24 protein-coding genes are annotated in these 23,002 nt (G+C 72.7%); 14 read left to right on the top strand and 10 right to left on the bottom strand.

Annotated features, from left to right (window positions below; all coding sequences use genetic code 11):
* Positions 1–34 precede the first annotated feature (34 nt).
* The 3 genes from ABZ128_RS05960 to ABZ128_RS05950 form a co-directional block, all read right to left on the bottom strand.
* Positions 35–670, bottom strand: coding sequence for a VOC family protein (locus ABZ128_RS05960; RefSeq protein ID WP_179175467.1), 636 nt, complete (start codon positions 668–670; stop codon positions 35–37).
* A 258-nt stretch (positions 671–928) separates the two neighbouring features.
* Complete coding sequence (locus tag ABZ128_RS05955) at positions 929–1,417, bottom strand: NUDIX hydrolase (protein WP_356846281.1); 489 nt, start codon at positions 1,415–1,417, stop codon at positions 929–931.
* Entirely contained in the window at positions 1,414–2,109 is a 696-nt protein-coding gene (locus tag ABZ128_RS05950) for an XRE family transcriptional regulator (protein WP_356846280.1), read from the bottom strand. Before ABZ128_RS05950 ends, ABZ128_RS05955 begins: the two co-directional genes overlap by 4 nt.
* 66 nt (positions 2,110–2,175) lie before the next feature.
* On the opposite strand from ABZ128_RS05950, the gene ABZ128_RS05945 reads away from it, so the two are divergent.
* Positions 2,176–3,225: an FAD-dependent oxidoreductase gene (locus tag ABZ128_RS05945; protein ID WP_356846279.1), complete on the top strand. Its 1,050-nt coding sequence runs from the start codon at positions 2,176–2,178 to the stop codon at positions 3,223–3,225.
* Positions 3,226–3,343: 118 nt separating this feature from the next.
* Positions 3,344–4,741: an NAD(P)-binding protein gene (locus ABZ128_RS05940; protein ID WP_356846278.1), complete on the top strand. Its 1,398-nt coding sequence runs from the start codon at positions 3,344–3,346 to the stop codon at positions 4,739–4,741.
* 48 nt (positions 4,742–4,789) lie between these two features.
* Here ABZ128_RS05940 and ABZ128_RS05935 read toward each other — a convergent pair whose 3' ends face one another.
* A complete protein-coding gene (locus ABZ128_RS05935) occupies positions 4,790–5,878 on the bottom strand; it encodes an ATP-dependent DNA ligase (protein ID WP_356846277.1) in 1,089 nt (362 codons plus the stop codon).
* Between the two features lie 75 nt (positions 5,879–5,953).
* Between ABZ128_RS05935 and ligD the strand changes: the two genes are divergently transcribed.
* Entirely contained in the window at positions 5,954–6,979 is a 1,026-nt protein-coding gene (ligD, locus tag ABZ128_RS05930; protein WP_356846276.1) for a non-homologous end-joining DNA ligase, read from the top strand.
* A 92-nt stretch (positions 6,980–7,071) separates the two neighbouring features.
* Here the strand turns inward: ligD and ABZ128_RS05925 are convergent, their stop codons facing one another.
* Positions 7,072–7,560 (bottom strand): hypothetical protein, encoded by a 489-nt coding sequence (locus ABZ128_RS05925; RefSeq protein ID WP_356846275.1) that lies wholly within the window; start codon positions 7,558–7,560, stop codon positions 7,072–7,074.
* Positions 7,561–7,715: 155 nt separating this feature from the next.
* On the opposite strand from ABZ128_RS05925, the gene ABZ128_RS05920 reads away from it, so the two are divergent.
* On the top strand, positions 7,716–8,558 hold the full coding sequence (locus tag ABZ128_RS05920) for an alpha/beta fold hydrolase (RefSeq protein ID WP_356846274.1): 843 nt from the start codon (positions 7,716–7,718) through the stop codon (positions 8,556–8,558).
* Positions 8,559–8,620: 62 nt separating this feature from the next.
* Here the strand turns inward: ABZ128_RS05920 and ABZ128_RS05915 are convergent, their stop codons facing one another.
* Positions 8,621–9,277 (bottom strand): TetR/AcrR family transcriptional regulator, encoded by a 657-nt coding sequence (locus ABZ128_RS05915; protein WP_356846273.1) that lies wholly within the window; start codon positions 9,275–9,277, stop codon positions 8,621–8,623.
* A gap of 115 nt (positions 9,278–9,392) precedes the next feature.
* Between ABZ128_RS05915 and ABZ128_RS05910 the strand changes: the two genes are divergently transcribed.
* Both ABZ128_RS05910 and ABZ128_RS05905 read left to right on the top strand, forming a co-directional pair.
* Positions 9,393–10,187: a VOC family protein gene (locus tag ABZ128_RS05910; protein WP_356846272.1), complete on the top strand. Its 795-nt coding sequence runs from the start codon at positions 9,393–9,395 to the stop codon at positions 10,185–10,187.
* 107 nt (positions 10,188–10,294) lie between these two features.
* Positions 10,295–10,537, top strand: coding sequence for a WhiB family transcriptional regulator (locus ABZ128_RS05905; protein ID WP_356846271.1), 243 nt, complete (start codon positions 10,295–10,297; stop codon positions 10,535–10,537).
* Positions 10,538–10,727: 190 nt separating this feature from the next.
* Here the strand turns inward: ABZ128_RS05905 and ABZ128_RS05900 are convergent, their stop codons facing one another.
* The 4 genes from ABZ128_RS05900 to ABZ128_RS05885 all read right to left on the bottom strand — a co-directional run bounded on the left by ABZ128_RS05900 (position 10,728) and on the right by ABZ128_RS05885 (position 15,195).
* Positions 10,728–11,699 carry an acyl-ACP desaturase gene (locus ABZ128_RS05900; protein ID WP_356846270.1) on the bottom strand — a complete coding sequence of 324 codons (972 nt, stop codon included), beginning with the start codon at positions 11,697–11,699 and terminating at the stop codon, positions 10,728–10,730.
* A 327-nt stretch (positions 11,700–12,026) separates the two neighbouring features.
* On the bottom strand, positions 12,027–13,670 hold the full coding sequence (locus tag ABZ128_RS05895) for an ABC-F family ATP-binding cassette domain-containing protein (RefSeq protein ID WP_356846269.1): 1,644 nt from the start codon (positions 13,668–13,670) through the stop codon (positions 12,027–12,029).
* A 407-nt stretch (positions 13,671–14,077) separates the two neighbouring features.
* Positions 14,078–14,494 (bottom strand): SsgA family sporulation/cell division regulator, encoded by a 417-nt coding sequence (locus ABZ128_RS05890; RefSeq protein ID WP_356846268.1) that lies wholly within the window; start codon positions 14,492–14,494, stop codon positions 14,078–14,080.
* Between the two features lie 203 nt (positions 14,495–14,697).
* Entirely contained in the window at positions 14,698–15,195 is a 498-nt protein-coding gene (locus ABZ128_RS05885) for a (4Fe-4S)-binding protein (protein WP_356846267.1), read from the bottom strand.
* A gap of 73 nt (positions 15,196–15,268) precedes the next feature.
* On the opposite strand from ABZ128_RS05885, the gene ABZ128_RS05880 reads away from it, so the two are divergent.
* The 8 genes from ABZ128_RS05880 (at position 15,269) to ABZ128_RS05845 (ending at position 22,985) form a co-directional block, all read left to right on the top strand.
* Positions 15,269–16,378 carry an oxidoreductase gene (locus tag ABZ128_RS05880; RefSeq protein ID WP_356846266.1) on the top strand — a complete coding sequence of 370 codons (1,110 nt, stop codon included), beginning with the start codon at positions 15,269–15,271 and terminating at the stop codon, positions 16,376–16,378.
* Between the two features lie 637 nt (positions 16,379–17,015).
* Positions 17,016–17,981: an ACP S-malonyltransferase gene (fabD, locus tag ABZ128_RS05875; protein WP_356846265.1), complete on the top strand. Its 966-nt coding sequence runs from the start codon at positions 17,016–17,018 to the stop codon at positions 17,979–17,981.
* Between the two features lie 91 nt (positions 17,982–18,072).
* The gene (locus ABZ128_RS05870) at positions 18,073–18,495 is read left to right on the top strand and encodes an acyl carrier protein (RefSeq protein WP_356846264.1); all 423 of its coding nucleotides are present in this window, start codon (positions 18,073–18,075) and stop codon (positions 18,493–18,495) included.
* Between the two features lie 212 nt (positions 18,496–18,707).
* Positions 18,708–19,475 carry a 3-oxoacyl-ACP reductase family protein gene (locus tag ABZ128_RS05865; protein ID WP_356846263.1) on the top strand — a complete coding sequence of 256 codons (768 nt, stop codon included), beginning with the start codon at positions 18,708–18,710 and terminating at the stop codon, positions 19,473–19,475.
* A gap of 39 nt (positions 19,476–19,514) precedes the next feature.
* Positions 19,515–19,967: a 3-hydroxylacyl-ACP dehydratase gene (locus tag ABZ128_RS05860; RefSeq protein WP_356846262.1), complete on the top strand. Its 453-nt coding sequence runs from the start codon at positions 19,515–19,517 to the stop codon at positions 19,965–19,967.
* Complete coding sequence (locus tag ABZ128_RS05855) at positions 19,964–21,250, top strand: beta-ketoacyl-[acyl-carrier-protein] synthase family protein (RefSeq protein WP_356846261.1); 1,287 nt, start codon at positions 19,964–19,966, stop codon at positions 21,248–21,250. Before ABZ128_RS05860 ends, ABZ128_RS05855 begins: the two co-directional genes overlap by 4 nt.
* Complete coding sequence (locus ABZ128_RS05850; protein WP_356846260.1) at positions 21,247–21,702, top strand: hydroxymyristoyl-ACP dehydratase; 456 nt, start codon at positions 21,247–21,249, stop codon at positions 21,700–21,702. Before ABZ128_RS05855 ends, ABZ128_RS05850 begins: the two co-directional genes overlap by 4 nt.
* Complete coding sequence (locus ABZ128_RS05845) at positions 21,699–22,985, top strand: beta-ketoacyl-[acyl-carrier-protein] synthase family protein (protein ID WP_356846259.1); 1,287 nt, start codon at positions 21,699–21,701, stop codon at positions 22,983–22,985. Before ABZ128_RS05850 ends, ABZ128_RS05845 begins: the two co-directional genes overlap by 4 nt.
* Positions 22,986–23,002: the final 17 nt, after the last annotated feature.

The following is a 23,002-nucleotide window of genomic DNA, read 5'->3' as shown; positions in this document are numbered from 1 at the left end:
ATCCGGCTGCTCCGGCGGTGCAGTCGGGCCCTGGTCAGATCGTGACCGGGCCGTGGGCGGTGGCGAACTCGACCGAGACCAGGCCCGGTTCCTCGTCCTCGACCCAGGTGACGTCGATCTGGTCGAGCGGGTGGTCGGCCGGTTCGCCGAGGAATTCGGCGATGGAGGCGGCGTCGCCGGCGATGGAGAGCCCGTGGATGGTGGTGGAGGTGCGCGGGTCGGCGCTCGGGCGCTCCTCGATGGGGACCAACCACTGAAGGAAGTAGGGCAGCTGCGGGTCTTCCAGCAGTTCCAGCAGGCCGATCTGCTTCCACCGCAGGTCGAACCCGTCGGGGCGGACACGGTGGCCCTCGGCCGAGGTGCGGCCGAGGCGGGCCTCGACCGGGGCGATGTCGTCGACGGAGACCACCCAGCCGAGCCAGCCGCCGCCCTCGGCGGCGCGGCGCGCGACGGCCTGGCCGAAGGGTGCGCGGTCGGCGGCGGGGTGGTCGAGTGTGGTGACGACCTCGACGTAGGTGCCGCCGCTCAGCGGGAGAATGAAATTGCGGGTGCCGAATCGCGGGTGCACGCCCCCGTCGACGAACCCGGCGCCGAGGGCCGATCCGATCCACTGGACGGTCGAGACGAAGCTGTCGCGGGCCACCGCATAGGACACATGGTCAAGTCGCACTGCGCCATCGTCTCCCGCCAACCCGTCCGCATCCCGACGCCACGCCCGCCGCCCCGGCCGCGCCCGCCGTGGATTCAGCCGCGGAGCGGATCGATCATCGTCATCCCGGCGGGGGACGGGTCGAAGCCAGGCGGCAGCGCCTGCCGCCTCGTAGAGGCCCGGGACCCGCTCGATCAGCCGCTGCGGGGCGAGTGCTGCTGCCACAGGATTTCGATCCGGATGCGGCACCATGCGCACCGCACTCCCAAGAGACAGGCGCTACCGGTCGTTGGTCGCCGGGTAGTCGTACGAGGGCACGGGCGGCAGGGTCGGGGTGAGCTCGGGGCGCCAGGTGCGCAGGACCGCCGCCGAGGGGGCGTAGAGGGCGTGCGGGATCTCGGCCGGGGCGAACCACTGCCAGCGGACGATCTTGTGCGGTTCGGTGACCTTGGGCGTGCCCTGCGCGGCGGTGGTGACGGCGGCCGCGGTCAGCCGGGTCATCCCGGACTTGGCGTCGATCTGGACGGCCAGGATCCGGATGGCCCCGGGGTCGGCGCGCAGATCCGTTTCCTCGGCCAGTTCGCGGGCGGCGGCCTGTTCGAAGCCCTCCCCGGGGTCGACCTTGCCGCCGGGCAGCTCCCAGCGGCCGTCGTGTGCCTGGCCGAGGAGTACGCGCCCGTCGGCGTCGGCCACGACCAGGCCGACGCCGACGACGGCGTTGGGCTGGGGGACGGACCGTTCGGGGCGTTCGTTCGGCTTCGTCGTCATCGCTGCTTTCCTTTTCCGTCGTCCGATCGGGGGGCCGGCCTGGCGCGGACGTGGATGCGTTCGCCCTGGGGCCCGAAGAGGCTGATGCACTCGGCGGGTTGCGGTCCCGCGTTGAAGAAGGCGTGCGGGGTGCGGGTGTCGAATTCCGCCACTTCCCCGGCGGTGAGGACCAGATCGTGCTCGCCGAGGAGCAGCCGGATCCGGCCCGAGAGCACGTACAGCCATTCGTAGCCCTCGTGGACCTTCAGTTCGGGTTCGGGCGCGCTGCCGTCGACCGGCGGCATCACCTGCTTGAAGGCGTGTACCCCGCCGAAGCTGCGGGTGAGCGGCACGTAGGTGCTGCCGTGCCGGACGAACGGGCGCGGGCGGATCCGCGGATCGCCCGTCTCCGGCGCGCCCACGAGCTCGTCCAGCGCGACCCGGTGGGCCTTGGCCAGGGGGAGCAGCAGTTCCAGCGTCGGCCGGCGCTGCCCGGACTCCAGCCGGGACAGCGTGGAGAGCGAGATCCCGGTGGTCTCGCTGAGCTGGGCCAGGGTGATCCCGCGCTGCCGGCGCAGTGCGCGCAGCCGCGGGCCGACGGTCGTGAGCACGTCCGCGAGCTCGTCGTCCCGCCGCGGCCGCTGTTCCTCGGCGGCCTCGGCGGCCTCGGGGTGCTCGGAGTGCTCGGGGTCCTCGGCGTCCTCAGGGGGCATGGCTCCATTTGCCGGTTCGGCAACATCATTTGTCAAGCCGGGGGATACGGGCCCACCCTCGCCGGTATGGACAACGCAAGCACGCAGCAGTTCGACGTAGTGGTCGTGGGCGGCGGCGCCGCCGGACTCGCCGGGGCACTGACCCTGGCCCGGGCCCGGCGTTCGGTGCTGGTGCTCGACTCCGGCAGCCCCCGCAACGCCCCCGCCGCCCATCTGCACGGCTACCTCGGCCGTGACGGGGAGAGCCCCGCGGAGCTGCTCGCGGGCGGTCGCAAGGAGGTCACCGGGTACGGCGGGGCGATCCGGTCCGGGGCGGCCGGCACGGCCGTCGCGGCCGATCCGCAGCCCGGGGGCGGCTTCCTGGTGCGGTGCGCCGACGGTGCGGCCGTACGGGCCGGCCGGCTCCTGCTCGCCACCGGACTGGAGGACCGGCTGCCGGAGCTGCCGGGGCTGCGGGAGCGCTGGGGTCGGGAGGTGCTGCACTGCCCGTACTGCCACGGGTGGGAGGTCGGCGGCATGCCGCTCGCCGTGCTGGCGAGCGGACCGGTGGCGGTGCACCAGGCGCAGCTGTGGCGGCAGTGGAGCGACCGGGTGACCCTGCTGGCCCACACCTGGACGCCCACGGCCGCGGACCGGGAGCTGCTCGCCGCACTGGGCATCGCGGTGGTGGAGGGCGAGGTGACCGGCCTGGTGGTCACCGGGGAGGGTGACCTGGAGGCGGACGGCGGCGGCGAAGACGGCGGGGGCCGCAGCGGTGGCGGAGGCCGGCTGGTGGGGGTACGGCTGGCAGGTGGTGGGTCGGTGGACTGCGCGGCTCTGGTGGTGGCGCCGTGGTTCGGCGCCCGCGCCGGGGTGGCGGCGAGTCTGGGGCTGCCCGTGACCACCCTGGAGCGGGACGGCGTGGCGGTCGGCACGTGTGTGGAGGCGGACCCCGTTACCGGAGCCACCGCTCTGCCGGGCGTGTGGGCGGCGGGGAACCTGGTGAACCCGGTGGACCAGCTGAGCGGGGCGGCCGCAGCCGGGGTGCGGGCCGCCGTGGCGATCAACACCGACCTGATCGAGGCGGAGACCCGGCGGGCCCTCGCGGCATACCGTGCGGGCCGCAGCGGTACCTGACGGGCCGACGGATCCGGCGGATCGGACATGTGTGCGGGTTTCGGCCAGGCCCCCGGCGTGCAGGCTCTGGGCGGTCTGATCGTCGTACGGTTCATCGGTTCCGGACTCGGGGGGCGCAATGGCACGGGTGCTGGTCATCGGCGGGGGTGTCGGAGGGCTCGCGACCGCGCTGCTCGCGGCACGGTACGGACACACCGTCGAGCTGTTCGAACGGGACGTGCGTGCGCCCGGCACCGCCCTCGACCGGGACTTCTTCGGCTGGCGCCGGCCCGGCGTCCCCCAGGCGAACCAGCCGCACGTCCTGCTCGGCGCCGCCCGCGCCGTCCTGCGGGAGGAACTGCCCGACGTCCACCGGGAGATGCTGAGGCTCGGCGCCCGCGAGCGGCACGAGCTGGACTGGTTCGACGTACGCCCGGCCGCGCGGGCCGGCGACGAGGACCTCGTGATGCTCCACGCCCGGCGCATCGTGCTGGAGAGCGCGCTGGTCACCGCCCTGCGCGGGGAACAGGGCGCCGTGGTGCACCACGGGGAACCGGTGACCGGTCTGACGACGGCGCCCGGTCCCGGGTCCTTCGGGGTCCGTGTGACGGGAGTGACCACGCGTGCGGGTGCGTACCCGTGTGACCTCGTCGTGGACGCGGGCGGACGGCGCGGGGGCGCCGAGCGGTGGCTGGCCGCGGCGGGCTGCCGGCCCGCCGTCGTGGAACGCCACCGCACGGGGCTGGCGTACTTCTGCCGCTGGTACCGGCTGCCCGAGGGGAGGGAGGAGGGGCCGCGGCGGCCGTGGACGGTGACCGGGGGGCCCTTCGCCGGGTGCGCGGTCTTCCCGGCCGACAACGGGGTGTTCGCCGTGACGCTGCTCGTGCACACCGAGGACCCGACCCGGGCGGCGCTGCGCGACCCCGCCGTCTTCGAGGCCGCCGCGCGCACCTTCCCGCCCGGCGCGGCCTGGCTGGGGCTGGGGGCCGAGCCGCTGTCGGGCGTCCTGGCCGCGGCGAGCCTGGACAACCGGTGGAGCGCACTGGTGGACGAGCAGGGGCCGGTGGTGACCGGGCTCGTGCCGGTCGGGGACGCGCTGACGCACACCAACCCGACGCTCGGGCAGGGCATCTCGCTGGCCCTGTGGGCGGCCCTCCGGGTGGCCCGCACGGCCCACCGGGACCCCGGATCGGAGCGGTTCTCGACCGAGTACCACGCGTGGGCGGTGCGGACCCTGAAGCCGTGGTTCGACTTCCAGGTCGTGGCGGACACGGCCGTCGGGGAGCGGTTCGCCGCGCGGGCCGGGCGGCCGGGCCCGGCGCGGGAGATGGCCGCGCTGTTCGAGTGCGCCCTGGAGGACCCCGAGGTGATGCGCGCCCGTGCCCGGGTCCGCCACCTCGCCGAACGGCCGGAGCGGGCGTACGCGGACCTGGAGGTACGGACCCGGGTGGCGCGCTGGCTGGCGGCCCGGCCGGGCTACGTGCCGCATGCGGTGGGGCCGGACCGGGAGGAGTGGGAGAAGCTGACCGCGGGGTGAGGGGCCGCGCCCGTGGACCGCGGGCCTGCCGCGCCGGCCGCCCGCCGCTCAGGGCAGGGGGGCGGTGGCGCCGGGGCCGCCGCCGAGCACCTCGGCCAGGTCGTAGTGGACGACCTCCTCCAGCTGGGCGTACGTGCAGCTCTCGGGCGTACGGTCGGGCCGCCAGCGGCGGAACTGGGCCGTGTGCCGGAAGCGGTCGCCCTCCATGTGGTCGTACGCCACCTCGCAGACGCGTTCGGGGCGCAGCGGCACCCACGAGAGGTCCTTCTTCCCCGTCCAGCGGCTCTGCGCGCCGGGCAGCCGGGCGCTCTCGTGCGCGGCCTCCTCGGCCCAGGCGGCCCATGGGTGGCCCTCGGCGTCGGCCATCCGCAGGGGGGCCAGCTCGTCCACCAGCTCGGCGCGGCGCCTCATGGGGAAGGCGGCGCACACGCCGACGTGCTGGAGGGCGCCGTGGGCGTCGTGGAGCCCGAGCAGGAGTGATCCGATGATCGGACCGCTCTTGTGGAAACGGAATCCTGCGATGACGACGTCCGCCGTACGCTCGTGCTTGATCTTGAACATGAGGCGCGCGTCGGGCCGGTAGGGGAGCTGGAGCGGTTTGGCGATCACCCCGTCGAGTCCGGCGCCCTCGAACTGCTCGAACCACTCCTGCGCGAGCGCGGGATCGGTGGTCGCGGGCGCGAGGTGAACGGGGGGCCGAGCGGTGGAAAGGGCGTCGACGAGGGCGGTACGGCGGTCTGCGAGCGGGGTGTCGAGGAGCGCCTCGTCGCCGAGGGCGAGCAGATCGAAGGCGATGAAACTGGCGGGCGTCGTCGCGGCGAGCAGCTCGACCCGCGAGCGGGCGGGATGGATCCGCTCGGTCAGCCGGTCGAAGTCCAGCCGCCCGCCGTGCACGATGACGATCTCGCCGTCCACCACGCAGCGGTCCGGGAGATTGTCCCGCAAGGCGGTGACCAGCTCCGGGAAGTACCGGGTCAGCGTCTTCCCGGTGCGGCTGCCGATCTCCACCTCGTCGCCGTCGCGGTGCACGATGGCCCGGAAGCCGTCCCACTTGGCCTCGTACTGCATGCCCGGCGGGATCTTGGCCACCGACTTGGCGAGCATCGGTTTCACGGGCGGCATCACCGGCAGGTCCATGTCTTCGATTCTGCGGTGGTACGTCCGGCCCCGCCCGGTATGCGCCTCCGGCCGGCCCCGCCTACCGTGGCCCACATGGGTGCATCCGGTAATGCGATCGAGCTGGACGCGGGCGGGCGGACGGTACGGCTGTCCAACCCGGACAAGGTGTACTTCCCGGAGCGCGGCCTCACCAAGGGGGACGTGGCCCGCTACTACCTGGCGGTCGCGGACGGCGTCACCCGGGCCCTGCGCAACCGCCCCACCACCCTGGAGCGCTACCCGGACGGGGTCGAGGGCGAGTCCTTCTTCCAGAAGCGGGCCCCGAAGAACCTCCCCGACTGGATCCCGACCGCCCACATCGCCTTCCCCAGCGGGCGCACGGCCGACGAGATCTGCCCGACCGAGCCGGCCGCCGTGCTGTGGGCGGCGAATCTGGGCTGCCTCACCTTCCACCCCTGGCCGGTACGCCGCGAGGACACCGACCGGCCCGATGAACTGCGCATCGACCTGGACCCGCAGCCGGGCACCGACTACCGCCATGCGGTGATCGCCGCCCACGAGCTGCGCGACGTACTGGAGGATCTCGGCCTGCGCGGCTGGCCGAAGACCTCCGGCGGGCGCGGGCTGCACGTCTTCGTGCCGATCGAGCCGCGCTGGACGTTCACCGAGGTCAGGCGGTGCGCGATCGCGATCGGCCGGGAACTGGAACACCGTATGCCGGGCAAGGTCACGACGGCCTGGTGGAAGGAGGAGCGCGGCGAGCGGATCTTCGTCGACTACAACCAGACGGCCAGGGACCGCACGATCGCCTCGGCCTACTCCGTACGCCCCCGCCCGCACGCCCCGGTGTCGGCCCCGCTGCGCTGGGACGAGATCGACTCGGCCGAGCCCCGCGACTTCGACATCGTCACCATGCCCGCGCGCTATGCCGAACTGGGCGACCTCCACGCGGACATGGACGACCACGCCTTCACCCTCGAAGCAGCGCTGGAACTCGCGGCCCGCCTCGAACAGGACCACGGCCTGGGCGACATGCCGTACCCGCCGGACTACCCGAAGATGCCGGGCGAGCCGAAGCGCGTCCAGCCGAGCCGCGCGAAGAACGACGACGAGCCCTGACCGCCGGCCGCCGGCCGCCGGCGTCCCCGCCCGCATGCGCGGGCCGGCCCGGCCTCTGGGGAACGGCCGGCGCCACGACGCGGAGCGGCCCCTCAGGGGATGGGGCGCAGCACGGCCGTGTAGCCCTCCCCGCCGTACAGGGACTCGTAGCGGATCGTGAGTGTGAGCCGCCGGTTGATCAGTTCCTCCACTTCGGCGTGACGCTGCGGGTCGAAGTCGGCGACACCCAACAGGTACTGCTCGTAGTCGGTGGCGATGACCTCTCCTTGGTTGAAGGTCACCGCGGACGGGCGCACCGGCAGGCGCTCGCGGACGCGGTCCACGCCGAGGGCGTTCCAGACGCCGATCACTTCGTCATCGACCGCGAGCGTGCTGCCGACGATGACCGCCGGGCCGAGTCCGGAGTTGATGAGCCGGATTCCTGCTCTGCCTCCCTCCGGCCAACCGCGGTGCAGTTGGAGTATCGGGCGTACCGAGTGGCGGTTGTGCTGTCGCGTGGCGTGTGCCTGGTAGACCGACACGACCAGCGACCCGACCGCGATCACGACCGCGCACATCGCGGTGACGGTCTCTGCTTTCATCCCATCCCCCTGGTGAAGTCTCCAGGCGCAGACGGTATCCGAACCGATCATCGGGCCGGGCGCGGCACGTGGCTGCGCCTGCGCCCTGGCTCTGCGTTGCTTCTGCTACAAACAACACGAACGATCGTGCTAATGTTTTTGGCGTGTCTTCACTCATGAGCACGACCCTCAATCTCGCTGCCCGGATCACGCCGGGCCTGGCCGGACGCGCGGCGTTCGCATTGTTCGTGCGGCCCGTCGGCCGGCCGCGGCTGCGTTCCGACGAGGCCGCGTTGATGGCCGAGGCCGTGAGGGGGCGGCTGACCGTCGACGGCATACCGGTCACCACCTACCGCTGGGGCGAAGGCGACCGGCCCGTCCTGGCGGTGCACGGGTGGACCTCCCGCGCCTCCCGCCTCGCCGGATTCATCGAGGCCCTGCGGGCCCAGGGCCACACCGTCGTCTCCTTCGACGCGCCCGGCCACGGCGAATCCGGCGGCCGGGCCACCACGATCCGCAGACAGCGCGAAATCATCCGCCAACTGCACGCCCGCCACGGCGACTTCTCGGCCGTGGTGGCCCACTCCTTCGGAGTGCTCGCCACCTTCTTCACCCTGCGGGACGGCATCGGGGCGGACCGGATCGTGGCCGTCGGCGGTGTCGCCGACTTCGACTACCTCCTCGCCGGCTTCCGGCGCATGCTGCGCGTGGGCCCGGGCGTCGAACGCGCCCTGAGGGCGTACGTCCAGGACCGCCTCTTCCCCGACGAGCCCGACGTCTGGCCGCGGTTCGACGCCCGCCACCGCCCGGAGCAGGTCCCGGCGCAGATCCTGCTGGTGCACGACATCGACGACGACGTGGCCGCGCCCGATCAGTCCCGCGGCATCGCGGCGGCCTACGGGGACCGTGCCCGCCTGATCGAGACCAAAGGGCTCGGTCACCGCCGTATCCTTGCGGACCCCGAAGTCATCGCCACGGCCGTCGAGTTCCTCGCGGAGGCGGCGCCCATCGCTCGGTGATGGTGGTGGTGGGGGATGGGGGCCGGGTGGGGGCTGGTGGGCGTGGCGCGCCGTTGCGCGGCTCAGCGCTCCCTCGGCGGGGGCCGGTGCGGCAGGTCGTCCGCGGCGGAGGCCACCGAGCGGAGGCGGTGGAGGATGCCTCGCGCGGCGCGTTCGTAGGCGACGGGGTCCTCGTGCAGGAGGGAGTGCGCGTTGGCGAGCTCCATCAGCGCGATGATCTCGAACGCCAGCTGCGGTACGTCCTCCGGGCCGGCGCCGGCCCGGAAAGCGCCGTGGAGCCGGGCCTCGTTGAGGAGCCGCTCCATGTACCGCGTCCAGTCGGAGCGCGCCTTCGCGATCTCGTCGCGTACGGGCCCGGGGCGGGAGTCGAATTCCGCGGAGGCGGCGTAGAAGAAGCAGCCGCCCGCGAAGACCCGGCGCCCCGAGTAGTCGATCCAGCGCTCGCACAGCCGCCAGACCTTGCCGAGACCGTCGGGCTCGTCGCCCACGGGTGTGACGACCTGCTCCACGAACACCGCCACCGCGGCGCGCACGGTGGCGAGCTGGAGGTCCTCCTTGGAGCCGAAGAGGGCGAAGACGCCGCTCTTGCTGAGGCCCAGGTCCGTGGCGATCTTCCCCAGGGACAGGCCCTCCAGGCCGTCGGTCGAGGCGATGTCCATCGTGTGCGCCAGGACGGTCCGCCGGGTCTGGTTTCCGCGCTCCACGCGCCCGTCAGCCATGCACCCAGCTTAGCGAACGCACGGTCGTCCACTTTGTGGAGCGGCCGGTGTCAGTGGCGGGTGCCATGCTCGGAGAGGACGCAAAAGGAGGGAAGAGGAGGGAAGGAGGCGGGCCATGCTCACCACGGACTACAAGGACGGCTCCCCGAACTGGGTGGACCTGGGCACGCCCGACATGGGCGGCGCCGCGGAGTTCTACGCCGGCTTGTTCGGCTGGGAGTTCCGGCCGGGAGGTGAGGAGGTCGGCGGGTACGGGATGTTCCGCCTCGGGGGGAAGACGGTGGCGGGCGGCATGGCCGTGACCGCGGAACAGGGTCCGTCGGCCTGGACGGTGTACTTCCAGACGCGTGATGCGGACGCGACCGCGGCCGCCGTGGCCGAGGCGGGAGGTTCGGTGGCGTTCCAGCCCAGGGACGTCATGGACTTGGGCCGGATGGCGGTCTTCACCGACCCGTCCGGTGTCGGCTTCGCCGCCTGGCAGCCGATGCGGAACAAGGGCCTTGACGCCGTGACCGAGGTGGGAAGCCTGTGCTGGGCCGAGCTCTACACCGGCGATGTGGCCGCAGCCTCCGGGTTCTACCGTTCCGTCTTCGGGTGGGAGACGGCGGAGATGCCGTTCGAGGGCGGCACGTACACCATGGTCAAGCCGGCCGGCGCGGCGGACGGGGAGGCGTTCGGCGGTCTGGTGCCGATCGCCGCGGACCCGGTGGAGGACACCGAGCGGCCGTACTGGACGCCGTACTTCGAGGTCGCCGACTGCGATGTGACGGCGGCGAAGGCCGAGGAATCGGGCGGCAAGGTCCGGATGAGCCCCGTCTTCATGGAGGGGGTCGGCCGCTTCGCCAAGCTGGCGGACCCGTACGGCGCCCGGTTCGCCGTCATAGCCAGCGCCCCGGCGGCCGGGGTGTGAGGTGGGGCGTGACGGTGTGGCCGGCCGCTGGAGCTCGCCGGCCCGGTGCGGCGCGTGTTGATCAGCCGTTGATCGGACGTCCATCGGCGCCGGTCAGGATCACCGGCATGTCGATGAACACCACTGCAGCCACCGCCACAGCCTGGTACGACCTCGCCCTCTGCGCCCAGACGGGGCCGGGCTTCTTCTTCCCGGAGCCGGGCTCGTCCCTGAGGGACGCGAAGCGGCTGTGCGGGGCGTGTGAGGGGCGGGCGGGATGCCTGGAGTACGCCTTGGCCAATGACGAGCGCTTTGGTGTCTGGGGCGGCCTCTCCGAGGCGGAGCGCCTCGCCCTGCGTCCGCGCCGCTGACCCGGCCGCCGGCCGCCGGCCGCTGGCCGTCGACCGCCGGGGGCGGGGAGGGCGCGGGGGCCGGGGTGCCTCGGCCGGGGTGCCTGTGGGTGCTCGGCGGGCGTGCCCGTGGGGTGCCTTGGCGGGGGTGCCTGGGGGTGCCGGTGCCCGGGTGGAGCGGGGCTCCGCCCGGGCACCGGCAACCGGCGTCTCAGCCCTTGCGGGCCGCGAGGCGGGCCGCGCGGGCGGCCAGGCGCTCGTCGAACTTGCGGGCCTCGGAGTCCAGGCCGTTCATGAACAGGCCGAGCTCCTCCTGGGCCTTCTGCCCGTCCGGGCCGAGCCCGTCGATGTCCATGATCTTCAGGAAGCGGATCACCGGGCTGAGGACGTCGTCGTGGTGGATCCGCAGGTTGTAGACCCCGCCGATCGCCATCTGGGCGGCCATCCGCTCGAAGCCGGGCATGCCGTGTCCGGGCATCCGGAAGTTGACCACGACGTCCCGGACGGCCTGCATCGTCAGGTCCGGGGCGATCTCGAAGGCCGCGCCCAGCAGGTTGCGGTAGAAGATCATGTGCAGGTTCTCGTCCTGCGCGATGCGGGCCAGCATCCGGTCGCAGACCGGGTCACCGGACTGGTGGCCGGTGTTGCGGTGGGAGATGCGGGTCGCCAGCTCCTGGAAGGCGACGTACGCCACCGAGTGCAGCATCGAGTGGCGGTTGTCGGACTCGAAGCCCTCCGACATGTGCTGCATCCGGAAGGCTTCGAGCTTGTCCGGGTCCACGGCGCGCGAGGCCAGCAGGTAGTCGCGCATCACGATGCCGTGGCGGCCCTCCTCGGCGGTCCATCGGTGCACCCAGGTGCCCCAGGCGCCGTTGCGGCCGAAGAGCGTCGCGATCTCGTGGTGGTAGCTGGGGAGGTTGTCCTCGGTCAGCAGGTTCACCACCAGCGCGATCTTGCCGATCTCGGTGACCTTGGACTGCTTGGGGTCCCAGGCCTCTCCGTCCTCGAAGAACTCCGGGAAGTTCCGGCCGTCGCTCCACGGGACGTACTCGTGGGGCATCCAGTCCTTGGTGACCTTCAGATGGCGGTTGAGCTCCTTCTCGACCACCTCTTCCAGCGCGTACAGCAGCTTGGCGTCGGTCCACGCCTCCGAGCTGCCGAGGTGGGGAGAGGTGATCGTCACGGGTACTCCTGGGGACAAAGCGAATTACCTACGGTTCCGTAGCCTACGAACCCGTAGGTTAAGCGGAGCGTGAAGGCCCGCCAAGCCCCTGGCGTTCATATGACCGGTTACATCCCGTTATCTACGCAGTGTGCGGAGGTTCCGAAGCGGGTAAGCGGAACGAAAGTCACGCCGACAGGTGGCCCGGCGCCCGCGCCTTGACGGTCGGGTCGGGGTCGGGATCTGGGTCGGTGTTGTCGTACGGTCCGGGGCGGGGGTCGGTGTTGTCGGCGGGTTGCCGGTCGGCCGGCTGTGCCGGCCGACCGTGAGCGTCATGCGCCTGTAGCGTCAGTGCCACAAGCGTGACCGGACGTCCTCCGCCGTGGTCGGCCGGAGCTCGCCGTCGAGCAGCAGCCACCGGGTGATTCCCACCGACTCCAGGAACGGCAGGTCGTGGCTCGCCACCAGCAGCGCACCCTCGTAGGACTCCAGGGCGTGCGTCAGCTGGCGCACGCTCGCCAGATCGAGGTTGTTCGTCGGCTCGTCCAGCATCAGCAGCTGCGGAGCCGGCTCCGCGAGGAGCAGTGCCGCGAGGGCCGCACGGAACCGTTCACCGCCCGACAGGGTGCCGGCCCACTGGTCCGCCCGGGAGCCCCGGAACAGGAAGTGCGCGAGCCGTGCCCGCATCACGTTGTTCGAGGCCTGGGGGGCGAACCGGGCCACGTTCTCCACCACGGAACGGTCCGGGTCGAGCACATCCAGCCGCTGCGGCAGGAACCGGGTCGGCACATGGGTCACCGTTTTCCCGGACCGCGGTGCGAGCTGCCCCGCGATGGTGCGCAGCAGGGTCGTCTTGCCCGAGCCGTTGCCGCCCACCAGCGCGATCCGCTCCGGGCCGCGCACCTCCCACTCGCCCGAGACCCGCGCCCCGTAAGCCAGGTGGAGATCGCTCAGGGTCAGCACCCGTCGCCCCGGGGGCACCTGGGTGGCCGGCAGCTCGATGCGGATCTCGTCGTCGTCGCGGACCGCTTCGACGGCCTGGTCCAGGCGCTCCTTGGCCTGCGCCAGCTTTTCGGTGTGCATGATGCGGTGCTTGCCGGCCGATTCCTGCGCGGCGCGCTTGCGGGCTCCCATGACGATCTTCGGCTCGCGCTTGTTGTCGTTCATCTTCTGTCCGTAGCGCTTGCGTCGTGCCAGGACGACCTGGGCGTCGGCCAGTTCGCGCTTCTGCCGCTGTACGTCGGCCTCCGCGACCCGCACCATGCGCTGGGCCGATTCCTGCTCGGCGGCGAGCAGTTGCTCGTAGGCGGTGAAGTTCCCGCCGTACCAGCGGACTTGGCCCTCGCGGAGGTCGGCGATCTGATCGACCCGTTCCAGCAGCTCCCGGTCGTGGCTGACCAGCAGCATCACCCCGGACCAGGACTCGACCGCCGCGTACAGGCGACGCCGGGCCCGGAGGTCCAGGTTGTTGGTCGGCTCGTCGAGCAGCAGCACGTCCGGGCGGGCGAGCAGCAGGGCGGCCAGCCGGAGCAGGACGCATTCCCCGCCCGACAGTTCGCCGACCGTACGGTCCAGGCCGATCCGGGCGAGCCCGAGCTGGTCGAGGGTGGCCAGGGCCCGCTCCTCGACGTCCCAGTCGTCGCCGACGGCGGCGAAATTCGCCTCGGTGGCGTCGCCGGCCTCGATCGCGTGCAGTGCGGCCCGGGTGGTGTGGATGCCGAGGGCCTCGTCCACGCGTGACGTGGTGTCGAGGGTGACACTCTGCGGGAGGTACCCGATGGTGCCGGATACGGACAACTGGCCGGTGGTGGGTGTCAGTTCACCGGCGAACAGCTTCAGGAGCGTGGACTTCCCGCAGCCGTTGAGGCCGATCAGACCGGTGCGGCCCGGGCCCACGGTCAGCTGGAAGTCCTTGAAGACGGGGGTGCCGTCGGGCCATTCGAAGGACAGGGCGGAGCAGGTGAGGGAAGCAAGGGGGTGGCGATGGCTCATAGAGGCCTCCAGGTTGCGTGAGTGGTGCGTGCAACGCGGGGAGACAGCCGACGGGTTGGATGACGTCACGGTGGCGGGCTTGGCGCCGGGTGCTTGGCGCCTGGCACTTGATGCGGCCTGACGCTCGCACCTGGCACCTGGCACCTGGCACCTGGCGCCTGGCACCTGGTACCTGGCACTTGGTGCGGCTGGCACTGGTGCTTGGTGCTTGGTGGCGGTGGCCGGGTGCCTGGCGCATGTGGCGGTGGCCGGGTGGCTGGTGCCTCTGCCAGTGACGGTCGGGTCGGTGTCTCGGACCTCAGAAGAGCAATGTCCTGCTCCGTTCGGCGGGGATGGGGCGTTTACGAACGTACGGGCGGCCGGAGCCGCCCGCAAACGAATATGTCCGGGCCGGTGACCGGCCGGCCTCAGTGCGGGTCGCGCATCAGCTCGGCGAGGCCGTGGTCCACGTCGAGGTAGAGGTGCTCCAGCCCGGGCGGGACGACGATCGCGGCCCGTTCCAGGAACCGCTGCAGCTCGGCCGTCAGCATCAGCACGATCGCGACGCCCTCGGGGGCGTGGAACTCGATCGAGGTCCGGTCGGTGTCGTACGGGCGCACACGGACGTCGCCCTGGCCCGCAGGGCAGTCCAGGCCCGCTTCGAGCAGCTCGCGCCCGAAGGTCCAGGAGACCTCGACGCCTTCGAGCGTGGCCGGGGCCGGGAAGGACATGCGCACGGCGAAGGGATCGGCACGGTCGTAGCAGAGCGTGACGGGTACGGTCTCGACCTTCGGCGCGGTGGCGACCAGACGGGCCTGCACGGACTGCTCGATAACAGTGATCAAGGCTCGGCTCCCTTGCGGCGGATCTGCGGCCGGGATGAGGGGTGGAACCCGGCAACCGGATAGACGCCGGATTCGGCAAATCCGTGCACGCCGAATCACGTGAGCTGTGTCACCGATTGGCTGGAACGCGTCTGTTTGGTTGCTCAGAGTAGTCGGGGAGAGGGGGTGTGGGGGGTGGTCGTCGTTGTGGTTGCTGCGGATGTTCAGGAAGCGCCGCAGGGGCCGGAGTGGTCGCAGAACGGCTGGTTCCCGCTCACTCCACAGGCGCAAAGCACTGCCCGGGTTTCGGTGCGAACGGTTCCGTCCGTGGTCTTCACGCTCACTTCGCCGCGTACGACGAGCTGCCCGGTGGGCGACCGTACGACCGTGGTCGGCCGGTCCGGCTCCTCCGCCGGGCCGTCGGCGAGCCGGTACTGGAGGGCGCCCGAGGGGCACCGGCGGATGACCTCGGCGACCCGCTCCGGGGTGCTGCCGTCCGGCTGCACCCAGGGGCGCAGGCCGGTGTCGAAGACCTCGGGCAGGCCGCGCACGCACTCGGCGGCGTGCAGGCAGCGCCCGGTGTCGTAGGTGACGGTGATGTTGTGGCCTTGGTAGGCCTTGGGTGCGGTGGGTGGGGTGGCTGCGGTGGTTGCGGTGGGTGGGTGGGGTGCGTTGGGTTGGGCTTGTGTGGGTTCCTCGGGTTCCTGGTCGTTGAAGGGCATGGCTTCAGCCTAGGACCCGGTGACGGCGATGCGCCCTGGACGGCGAATCCGGGGTGCATTAGCTTCCGGCGCCATGAGACTTCTGGGAGTTGGCATGTGCGCGGCTGCTCTGGTGGTGGGGGTGCTGGCCGGTCCGGCGTGGGCGAGCGGGGAAGTGGCCGGCATCGGGGCGGGCGGTGGTGACGGTGCCGCTGTCGGTGCCGGGTGGGGGTGGGGGGTGAAGGCGACCGGGAAGGACGCCCGGTTCCGGGGGCTGGCCGCCGTCAGCCGGTCCACGGCCTGGGTCGCCGGGTCCAAGGGGACGGTGCTGCGCACCGTGGACGGCGGGCGGAGCTGGCGCGACGTGTCCCCGCCCGGGGCGGTTGCGGAGGGGCTGGAGCTGCGGGACATCGAGGCCTTCGACGCGCGGCGCGCGGTGGCCCTGTCCATCGGTGAGGGCGAGGCCTCACGGGTGTGGCGCACCGTGGACGGCGGCGCGACATGGACCGAGACGTTCCGCAACCCCGATCGGCGGGCCTTCTACGACTGCCTGACCTTCTTCGACGCCCGGCACGGGCTCGCGATGAGCGACCCGGTGGACGGGAAGTTCCGCATCCTCTCGACGGACGACGGCGGGCGCAGCTGGGAGGTGCTGCCGAGTACGGGGATGCCGGACGCGCTGCCCGGCGAGGCGGGCTTCGCGGCGAGCGGCCAGTGCCTCGTCAGCGCCGGTTCGCGCGACGTGTGGCTGGCCACGGGCGGAGGCGCGGTGGGCCGGGTCCTGCACTCGGCCGATCGCGGCCGCACCTGGCGAGTCGCCGAGTCGGGCATCCCGGCGGGCGACCCGGCCAAGGGCGTCTTCGCCCTGGCCTTCCGCGACCGTACGACGGGCCTCGCGGTCGGCGGTGACTACCGCACCGGCGAGACCTCACCGAAGGCGGCGTCCGTGTCGGCCGACGGCGGTCGCACGTGGAGGCCGGCGCAGACGCCGCCGCCCGCCTACCGCTCGGGCGCGGCCTGGCTTCCGCACGCCCGGGGGACGGCCCTGGCGGTGGGACCGACGGGCACCGACGTGACCACGGACGGCGGACGTACCTGGCACGCCCTGGCGGCGGGCTCGTTCGACACCGTCGACTGCGCCGGCGACGGGGGCTGCTGGGCGGCGGGGGAGAAGGGACGGGTGGGGCGGCTGGAGCGGGGCTGAGGCACCCGCGTCCGGGGTCGGAGGGGGTTCGGGGGCGTCCCGTCAGTCCACTGTCCTTCCGGGTGGGCCGGGCCGTCAAGGGCGCTCCTTCGTCGCGTCGCTTCGCGATGGCCTTCGGCCACCCCTGACCGCCCGGCCCGCCCCGGAAAGACAACAGACTGCCGGGAAGCCCCCGAGGAGGGGGAGCGGCCGGGGGTTCACGTTTCAGGGCCCGCCCGTCAGGGACCCGCGAGCCGGTTGCCCCGGCCCTGCCCCCTTTCAGGGTTGCGCGTGCCCCTTTCAGGGTCCCGGCGGCCCACCATCGCCTCAGATCGCCTCAGATCGCCTTAGATCGCGTCAGATCGCCACACGGTCCCGCTCGGCTTGGCGGCTTCCGGCCGGTCCGGGGCCGGGCAGGGGCCGGCTGCGAGGGGATGGACGGCCCCGTCCCGCGCGAGGGGCCCTTGCCGTGGCGAGATGGCGAACGGCCCGGCATTCCTTCCCTTTGTGTCCGTCGGCGCGCAACGCCGCCGAAAAGGCCGGGTCCAGGCGCATTCGAGGAATGCGCCAGAACGAACTGCCAGATTTCTCGGAGTCGAGAACTGCTCGCCGACGACTCGACGACCTTTCACCCGCAAAGAGTGAGGTAGGAACGGGGATGATCGACAACCTATTCACGATGTTTCCCGGACAGGGTTCGCAGCGCGCGGGCATGGCCGGGCATCTCCTGCGCGAACACCCCCGGACCGTCGGCCGCGTCCTGGCGCTGGCCGAGGAGGCCACCGGGCTCGCGCTGACCGACCTGTGCACCACCTCTCCCGAGGCGGACCTCGCGCCGACCGAGATCGCCCAGCCCGCCATCGTCGCCACCAGCCTCGCGATCTACGAGGTCCTGCGCGAGGAGGCAGGCTTCGTGCCCGGCGCCGTCGCCGGGCACAGCCTCGGCGAGTACACGGCCCTCGTCGCCGCGGGCGTCCTGGAGGCGGGCGACGCCCTGCGTCTGGTGCGCCGCCGGGGCGAGCTGATGGCCGGCGTCTCCCGGACCGTCTCGGGAGCGATGACCGCGCTCATGGGCCTGGCCCCCGAGCGGATCGAGGAGCTGTGCGCGGCGGCCGCCCCGCTCGGCGTGGTGGAGGTCGCCAACTACAACGAGGTCGGCCAGACGGTGATCTCCGGGCAGAGCGCGGCCGTCGAGGAGGTCGGCCGGCTCGCCCTGGAGGCCGGCGCCGAGCGGGCCGTGCCGCTGAAGGTCTCCGCCCCCTTCCACTGCTCGCTGATGAGCGCGATCGAGGACGAGTTCGCGGCCGAGCTGGAGCGCACCGCCTTCCACGCGCCCCGCCTGCCCGTCATCAGCTCGGTGACCGGCGCCCCGGTACGGGACGAGGCGCACGCCCGCGACCTGCTGCGGCGCCAGCTCGCCGGCCCCGTGCGCTGGGTCGACGTCCTGACCGCGGCGTCCGCGTACGGGGTCGGCGGCTACCTGGAGGTCGGCCCCGGCCGGGTCCTCAGCGGATTCGCCAACCGGACCGTCGCCGACGCCACCGTCCGCAGCACCAACGACGAACGGCGCATCGCCGCACTCCTGCGCGACCTGCGGCCGCAGCCCGTCGCCACGGCCGCCTGACTGCGACCGCCCTGCTCCCCTCCCACGACCGTGCGGCGCGTACGCCCAGGCAGACGCCGCAGGGAACAACCCATCTGAAAGGCAGCCAACGGTGCCCGAAACCCTGATCACCACTTCGACCGACTACCTCTCGGCGGTCCAGGCCGCCATCGCCGACGCGCTCGGCATCGACGAGGCCGAGGCCGTTCCCGAGGCGACCCTGCTCGGGCAGCTGGGTGCCGAGTCGATCGACCTGCTCGACATCCTCTTCCGGCTGGAGCGCGCCACCAAGGTGAAGATCACCGTGGCCGACATCGCCAACCTGCTCCAGGGCGGCATCCCGGACGAGGAGTTCGGCGACGAGAACGAGGTCGTCAACGACACGGGCCTGACCCACCTGGAGAAGGTCCTCCCGCAGTTCGACCGCAGCCAGCTCTCCGAGCCGCTGACGGCCGAGGGCGTGCTGGGCCTGTTCACCGTGCAGAACCTCACCGATCTGCTGACCGAGCGCGCCGCAGCGGCCGCCACCTCCTGACCCGGGGTCCCCGGGCCGCCCCGAGGCGGCCGCGGGCGGGTCAACGGCGCCCCGCCCGCGCCCCGGAGGGATCCGGTGACCGCGCCGCCCCCCGTATCCGCCCGGCCGCCCCCTCGGGGCCCGGGCGGACGGGACGGCGGCGCCGGGCGCGCAGACCGCCCCCCTGGCACCAGCGACCAGGACGCCCACTCGTAGCAGAAACGGGAAGACAGATGAAGCTGAAGGACCGCTCCGCCCTGGTCACCGGTGCCTCGCGCGGCATCGGCCGGGCCATCGCCCTGGCCCTGGCCGAACAGGGGGCGGCTGTCGCAGTGAACTACCGCTCACGCCGGGAGGACGCCCTGGCGGTCGTCAAGGAGATCGAGGCGGCGGGCGGCCGGGCCGTGGCGGTCGGCGCCGACGTCGCCGACCCCGAGGACGCGGCCCGCCTGGTCGCCGAGGCGACCCGTCAGCTGGGCTCCCTGAACATCCTGGTCAACAACGCCGGCGTCAGCGACGACGGGCTCATCTACCAGTCCGCGCCCGATGCCTGGTGGAACGTCATGAAGGTCAACTTCGGCGGCGCCTACCACTGCACCCACGCCGTCATGGACCAGTTCATGACCGCGGGTGACGCCACCATCGTCAACATCTCCTCCGCCATGGGCGAGCGCGGCTGGATAGGCCAGTCCAACTACTCCGCCTCCAAGGGGGCCCTGAACTCCTTCACCCGTTCCGCCGCCATCGAACTCGCGCGGTTCGGCGTACGGGTCAACGCGGTCCTCGCCGGCTTCACCCCGACCGAACTGGTGGACGAGGTGATGCAGAAGGACGGCGGCAAGTCGATCAAGCGGCAGATCCCGCTGCGCCGGTTCGCCACGGTCGAGCAGGTGGCCGCCGCCGCCGTCTTCCTGGCCGGCCCCGACTCCGGCTACACCACGGGCGAGCTGCTCACCGTCGACGGCGGGTTCTCCGCCCAGCTCGGCATCGGCCGTCCGTAGCGGACCGGAGAAGAGGAAGAACGGAAGAAGAAGACGACGATGCGATTCCACCTGATCGACCGGATCGAGTCCTGGACCCCCCGCGAGCACATCACCGCGCGCAAGGTCACCACCGTCGACGAGGACTACTGGCAGGCCGCCCCGGCCGGCCCCGCACTGCCCTTCGGCCTCGCGCTGGAGGCCCTGTGCCAGTCGGCGACCTGGCTGATCATGCTCAGCACCGACCACCGGCTGCGCGCGGCGCTGCTCGCGGTCGGCGAGGCCACCGCGCACCGCGCCGTGGCACCCGGCGAGGTGCTGCGCATGGAGGCCCGGATCGAATCGATGAACGACGAGGCCGCCATCCTGGACGGCACCGTCAGCGTGGACGGCGAGACCGTCCTGGAAGCGAGCGGCATCCTGTGCGCGCTCATCGACGCCGAGCGCCTCGACGACCCGGCGAACACGGCGCGCATGGCGCGGCAGCTGCAGGGCGGAGGGCCGGTGGGATGAGCGGGACCAAGCGTGTGGCCATCACGGGCATGGGTGCCGTCACCCCGCTCGGCAACGACGCGGACAGCACCTGGGAGGGCCTGTCCACCGGGCGCAGCGGCGTCGGGAAGCTGACCACCTTCGACGCCTCCGGGTTCCCGGTACGCATCGCCGCCCAGGTCAAGGACTTCGACGCGGCCGCGTCGATCCCCGCCCACGTCGGCCGCAAACACCTCTCCCGGGTCGGTCAGTTCGGGGTCGCCGCCGCCTGGGAGGCGGTCCGCCACGCCGGGATCGACCAGGTCTCCGAGGAGGTCTACCCCGGCGACGAACGCGGGGTCGCCATGGGGGCCAGCGTCGGCCGGCCCGAACTCCAGGCGCTCCTGGACATCGGCCACCTGCGGGCCACCACCGGCCGGGCCGACGCCTTCATCTGCCAGCCGCCGGCCGTCGCCCTCACCGACGACCAGAACGTGCCGCTGGCCGCCATGGCCCGGATGGTCGGCGCCACCGGCCCGATGATGGGCATCAGCACCGCCTGCTCGGGATCCGGGCACGCCATCGGGGAGGCGTACCGCGCCATCCAGGAGGGCGACGCCAAGGTGATGGTCGCGGGCGGCTACGACTCGCTGACCACCTGGCTCGACCTGCTCGGCTTCAGCCTGCTGGGCGCGCTCACCGACCAGTACAACGACGACCCCGAGCACGCCTCGCGGCCCTTCGACGCCAACCGCTCCGGCTTCGTCGTCGGCGAGGGTGCCGTCGCCGTCGTCCTGGAGGACATGGACGCGGCCCGCGCGCGCGGCGCGACGATCCTGGCCGAGGTCCTCGGCTACGGCTCCACCCTCAACGCGTGGCGGATCACCGACTCGCCGCCGGACGGCTCCGGCGCGATCCAGGCGATGGAGGGGGCCCTCGCCGAATCGGGCCTGGGCACCGGCGGCGTCGACTACGTGGTCGCGCACGGCACCAGCACCCACGGCAACGACCAGTCCGAGACGGTCGCCATCAAGAAGGTGTTCGGCGCCGACGCCGAGCGGCTCGTGGTCAGCGCCCCCAAGTCCATGGCCGGCCACCTCACCTCGGCCAGCCTGGGCCTCGGCGTGCTCGCCGCGGTCAACGCCATGCGCCACTCCCTCGTGCCGCCCACCGTCAACCTCGACGAGCCCGACCGCGGGCTCGACCTCGACTACGTGCCGCACACCGCCCGCCCGATGCCGGTGGGCGCCGCCCTCATCAACGCCTTCGCGTTCGGCGGCAGCAACACCAGCATCGTCATCGGCGCCCCCCGGGAGGAAGCGTGAGCACCGCCGCCGACGCCGCCGCCACCCTCGGGGCCGCCACCCTCACCTCGCTGGCCCCCGGGGTCTTCCAGGGCTTCGACCGGCTCGTGGAACTCGTGCCCGGCGAGCGGGCCGTGGCCGTCCGCAACATCCCGAGCACCCTGCCGGTCTTCGACCACCACTTCCCGCGCCACCCGATCCTGCCCGGAGTCCTGCTGCTGGAGACCATGGCGGCCCTCGCCAAGGCGGCGGCCGGCTCCGACACCCCGTGGCGGCTGGCCTCCGTGGGCGGTGTGCGCTTCAAGCACTTCGTCGGCCCCGGCGACCAGGTGGAGATCACCGCCGAGGTGACGCAGCGCACCCAAGACAAGACCGACGTACGGGCCACCGCCCGAGTCGGGGGCCGTGTGGTTGCCGCCGCTCGCGTCCTCGCCCTCGTGAGCGCCGAGAAGCCCTGGGAGGGCACAGCATGAGCGACGACAGGCGGCGCGTGATGGTGACCGGCATCGGTCTGATGACCGCGATCGGCCAGGGCGCCGCGCCCACCTGGGAGAGCATCCTCGAAGGCCGCAGCGGCATCGGCCCCTTGCGCGCCTACGACCCGGCTCCGCTGCGCACCCCCATCGGCGCGGAGATCCCCGGCTTCGACCCGACCGAGTGGGCGACCCGGCGCACCCTGCGCATGCTGTGCCGCGGGGACCAGCTGGCCCTGGCCGGCGCCACGCTGGCCCTGCGCGACGCCGGGCTGGACGGGGAGAAGGACCTCGGCCTGCGCGCCGGCCTCTTCCTCGGCAGCAACAAGGAAATGCCGCGCATGGACGAGCTCATCGCCCAGCTGCAGGCCGTCCGCGCCGAGGACGGCACCCCCGACCTCCACACGCTGGGGCGGACGGCCTCCTCGGTGGTCGCCCCGCTGTTCTTCGTCGAGGGCCTGCAGCCCGCGGCCGGCTTCCACATCTCCGAGAAGTTCGGCATCCGCGGCGCCAACGCCTACTTCGCCGGGACCGCCGACTCCGGCGCGATGGCGATCGGCCGCGCGATGCGCACCGTACGCCGCGGCGAGGCCGACCTCGTCGTCGCCGGCGGGTACGACGACGCGACCGGCTGGTGGGCCATGTCCAAGATGGACGGGCTCGGCGTCCTGTCCACCCGCCCCGAGCTCGGGCAGGAGGCGTTCCGGCCCTTCGACCGCGACCGCAGCGGCTCCGTCTTCGGCGAGGGCGCGGCCCTGCTCGTCCTGGAGGAGCGCGAACACGCCCTGGCCCGCGGCGCGCACTGCTACGCCGAGGTCACCGGATTCGGCGCCGGCAACGACTGCGTACGGCCGCCCAGCCCGCAGGCCCGCGCCCGCGGCCTGTCCCGGGCCATCACCCGGGCGCTGGCCGACGCGGGCGGCGTCTTCCACGACGGCGGCTACATCGCCGCCCACGGCTGCGCCACCGTGCAGGGCGACGCCAGCGAGACCATCGCCCTGCACGACGCCCTCGGCACCTCCGCCAAGGCGGCGCAGATCAGCAGCGTCAAACCGCAGACCGGCCACCTGGTCGGCGGCGCCGGCGCGCTCAACGCAGCCGTCGCCGCGCTGACCCTGGACTCCGGCGTCGTCCCCGCCACGCAGAACCTCCACAACCCCGCCCAGGAGTGTGACCTGGACTACGTCCCGCTCACACCGCGCGAAACCCGGCCCGACAGTGCACTGGCCCTCGCCCGCGGCCTGGAGGGCCAGGCGGTGGCCGTCGCCATGGGGCGGGCCTGATGACGGACATACGGAAC

Source organism: Streptomyces sp. NPDC006326 (assembly GCF_040612915.1).
In the GTDB taxonomy this organism is placed as follows: Bacteria; Actinomycetota; Actinomycetes; order Streptomycetales; family Streptomycetaceae; genus Streptomyces.
This window is presented reverse-complemented; position numbering and strand designations above follow the sequence as displayed.

Excerpts from the sequence above, each read along its gene's own strand:
- ABZ128_RS05955 (WP_356846281.1), bottom strand. The coding sequence starts at position 1,417 with ATGACGACGAAGCCGAACGAACGCCCCGAACGGTCCGTCCCCCAGCCC.
- ABZ128_RS05950 (WP_356846280.1), bottom strand. The coding sequence starts at position 2,109 with ATGCCCCCTGAGGACGCCGAGGACCCCGAGCACTCCGAGCACCCCGAG.
- ABZ128_RS05945 (WP_356846279.1), top strand. The coding sequence starts at position 2,176 with ATGGACAACGCAAGCACGCAGCAGTTCGACGTAGTGGTCGTGGGCGGC.
- ABZ128_RS05940 (WP_356846278.1), top strand. The coding sequence starts at position 3,344 with ATGGCACGGGTGCTGGTCATCGGCGGGGGTGTCGGAGGGCTCGCGACC.
- ABZ128_RS05935 (WP_356846277.1), bottom strand. The coding sequence starts at position 5,878 with ATGGACCTGCCGGTGATGCCGCCCGTGAAACCGATGCTCGCCAAGTCG.
- ligD (WP_356846276.1), top strand. The coding sequence starts at position 5,954 with ATGGGTGCATCCGGTAATGCGATCGAGCTGGACGCGGGCGGGCGGACG.
- ABZ128_RS05925 (WP_356846275.1), bottom strand. The coding sequence starts at position 7,560 with ATGAAAGCAGAGACCGTCACCGCGATGTGCGCGGTCGTGATCGCGGTC.
- ABZ128_RS05920 (WP_356846274.1), top strand. The coding sequence starts at position 7,716 with ATGAGCACGACCCTCAATCTCGCTGCCCGGATCACGCCGGGCCTGGCC.
- ABZ128_RS05915 (WP_356846273.1), bottom strand. The coding sequence starts at position 9,277 with ATGGCTGACGGGCGCGTGGAGCGCGGAAACCAGACCCGGCGGACCGTC.
- ABZ128_RS05910 (WP_356846272.1), top strand. The coding sequence starts at position 9,393 with ATGCTCACCACGGACTACAAGGACGGCTCCCCGAACTGGGTGGACCTG.
- ABZ128_RS05905 (WP_356846271.1), top strand. The coding sequence starts at position 10,295 with ATGTCGATGAACACCACTGCAGCCACCGCCACAGCCTGGTACGACCTC.
- ABZ128_RS05895 (WP_356846269.1), bottom strand. The coding sequence starts at position 13,670 with ATGAGCCATCGCCACCCCCTTGCTTCCCTCACCTGCTCCGCCCTGTCC.
- ABZ128_RS05885 (WP_356846267.1), bottom strand. The coding sequence starts at position 15,195 with ATGCCCTTCAACGACCAGGAACCCGAGGAACCCACACAAGCCCAACCC.
- ABZ128_RS05880 (WP_356846266.1), top strand. The coding sequence starts at position 15,269 with ATGAGACTTCTGGGAGTTGGCATGTGCGCGGCTGCTCTGGTGGTGGGG.
- fabD (WP_356846265.1), top strand. The coding sequence starts at position 17,016 with ATGATCGACAACCTATTCACGATGTTTCCCGGACAGGGTTCGCAGCGC.
- ABZ128_RS05865 (WP_356846263.1), top strand. The coding sequence starts at position 18,708 with ATGAAGCTGAAGGACCGCTCCGCCCTGGTCACCGGTGCCTCGCGCGGC.
- ABZ128_RS05860 (WP_356846262.1), top strand. The coding sequence starts at position 19,515 with ATGCGATTCCACCTGATCGACCGGATCGAGTCCTGGACCCCCCGCGAG.
- ABZ128_RS05855 (WP_356846261.1), top strand. The coding sequence starts at position 19,964 with ATGAGCGGGACCAAGCGTGTGGCCATCACGGGCATGGGTGCCGTCACC.
- ABZ128_RS05845 (WP_356846259.1), top strand. The coding sequence starts at position 21,699 with ATGAGCGACGACAGGCGGCGCGTGATGGTGACCGGCATCGGTCTGATG.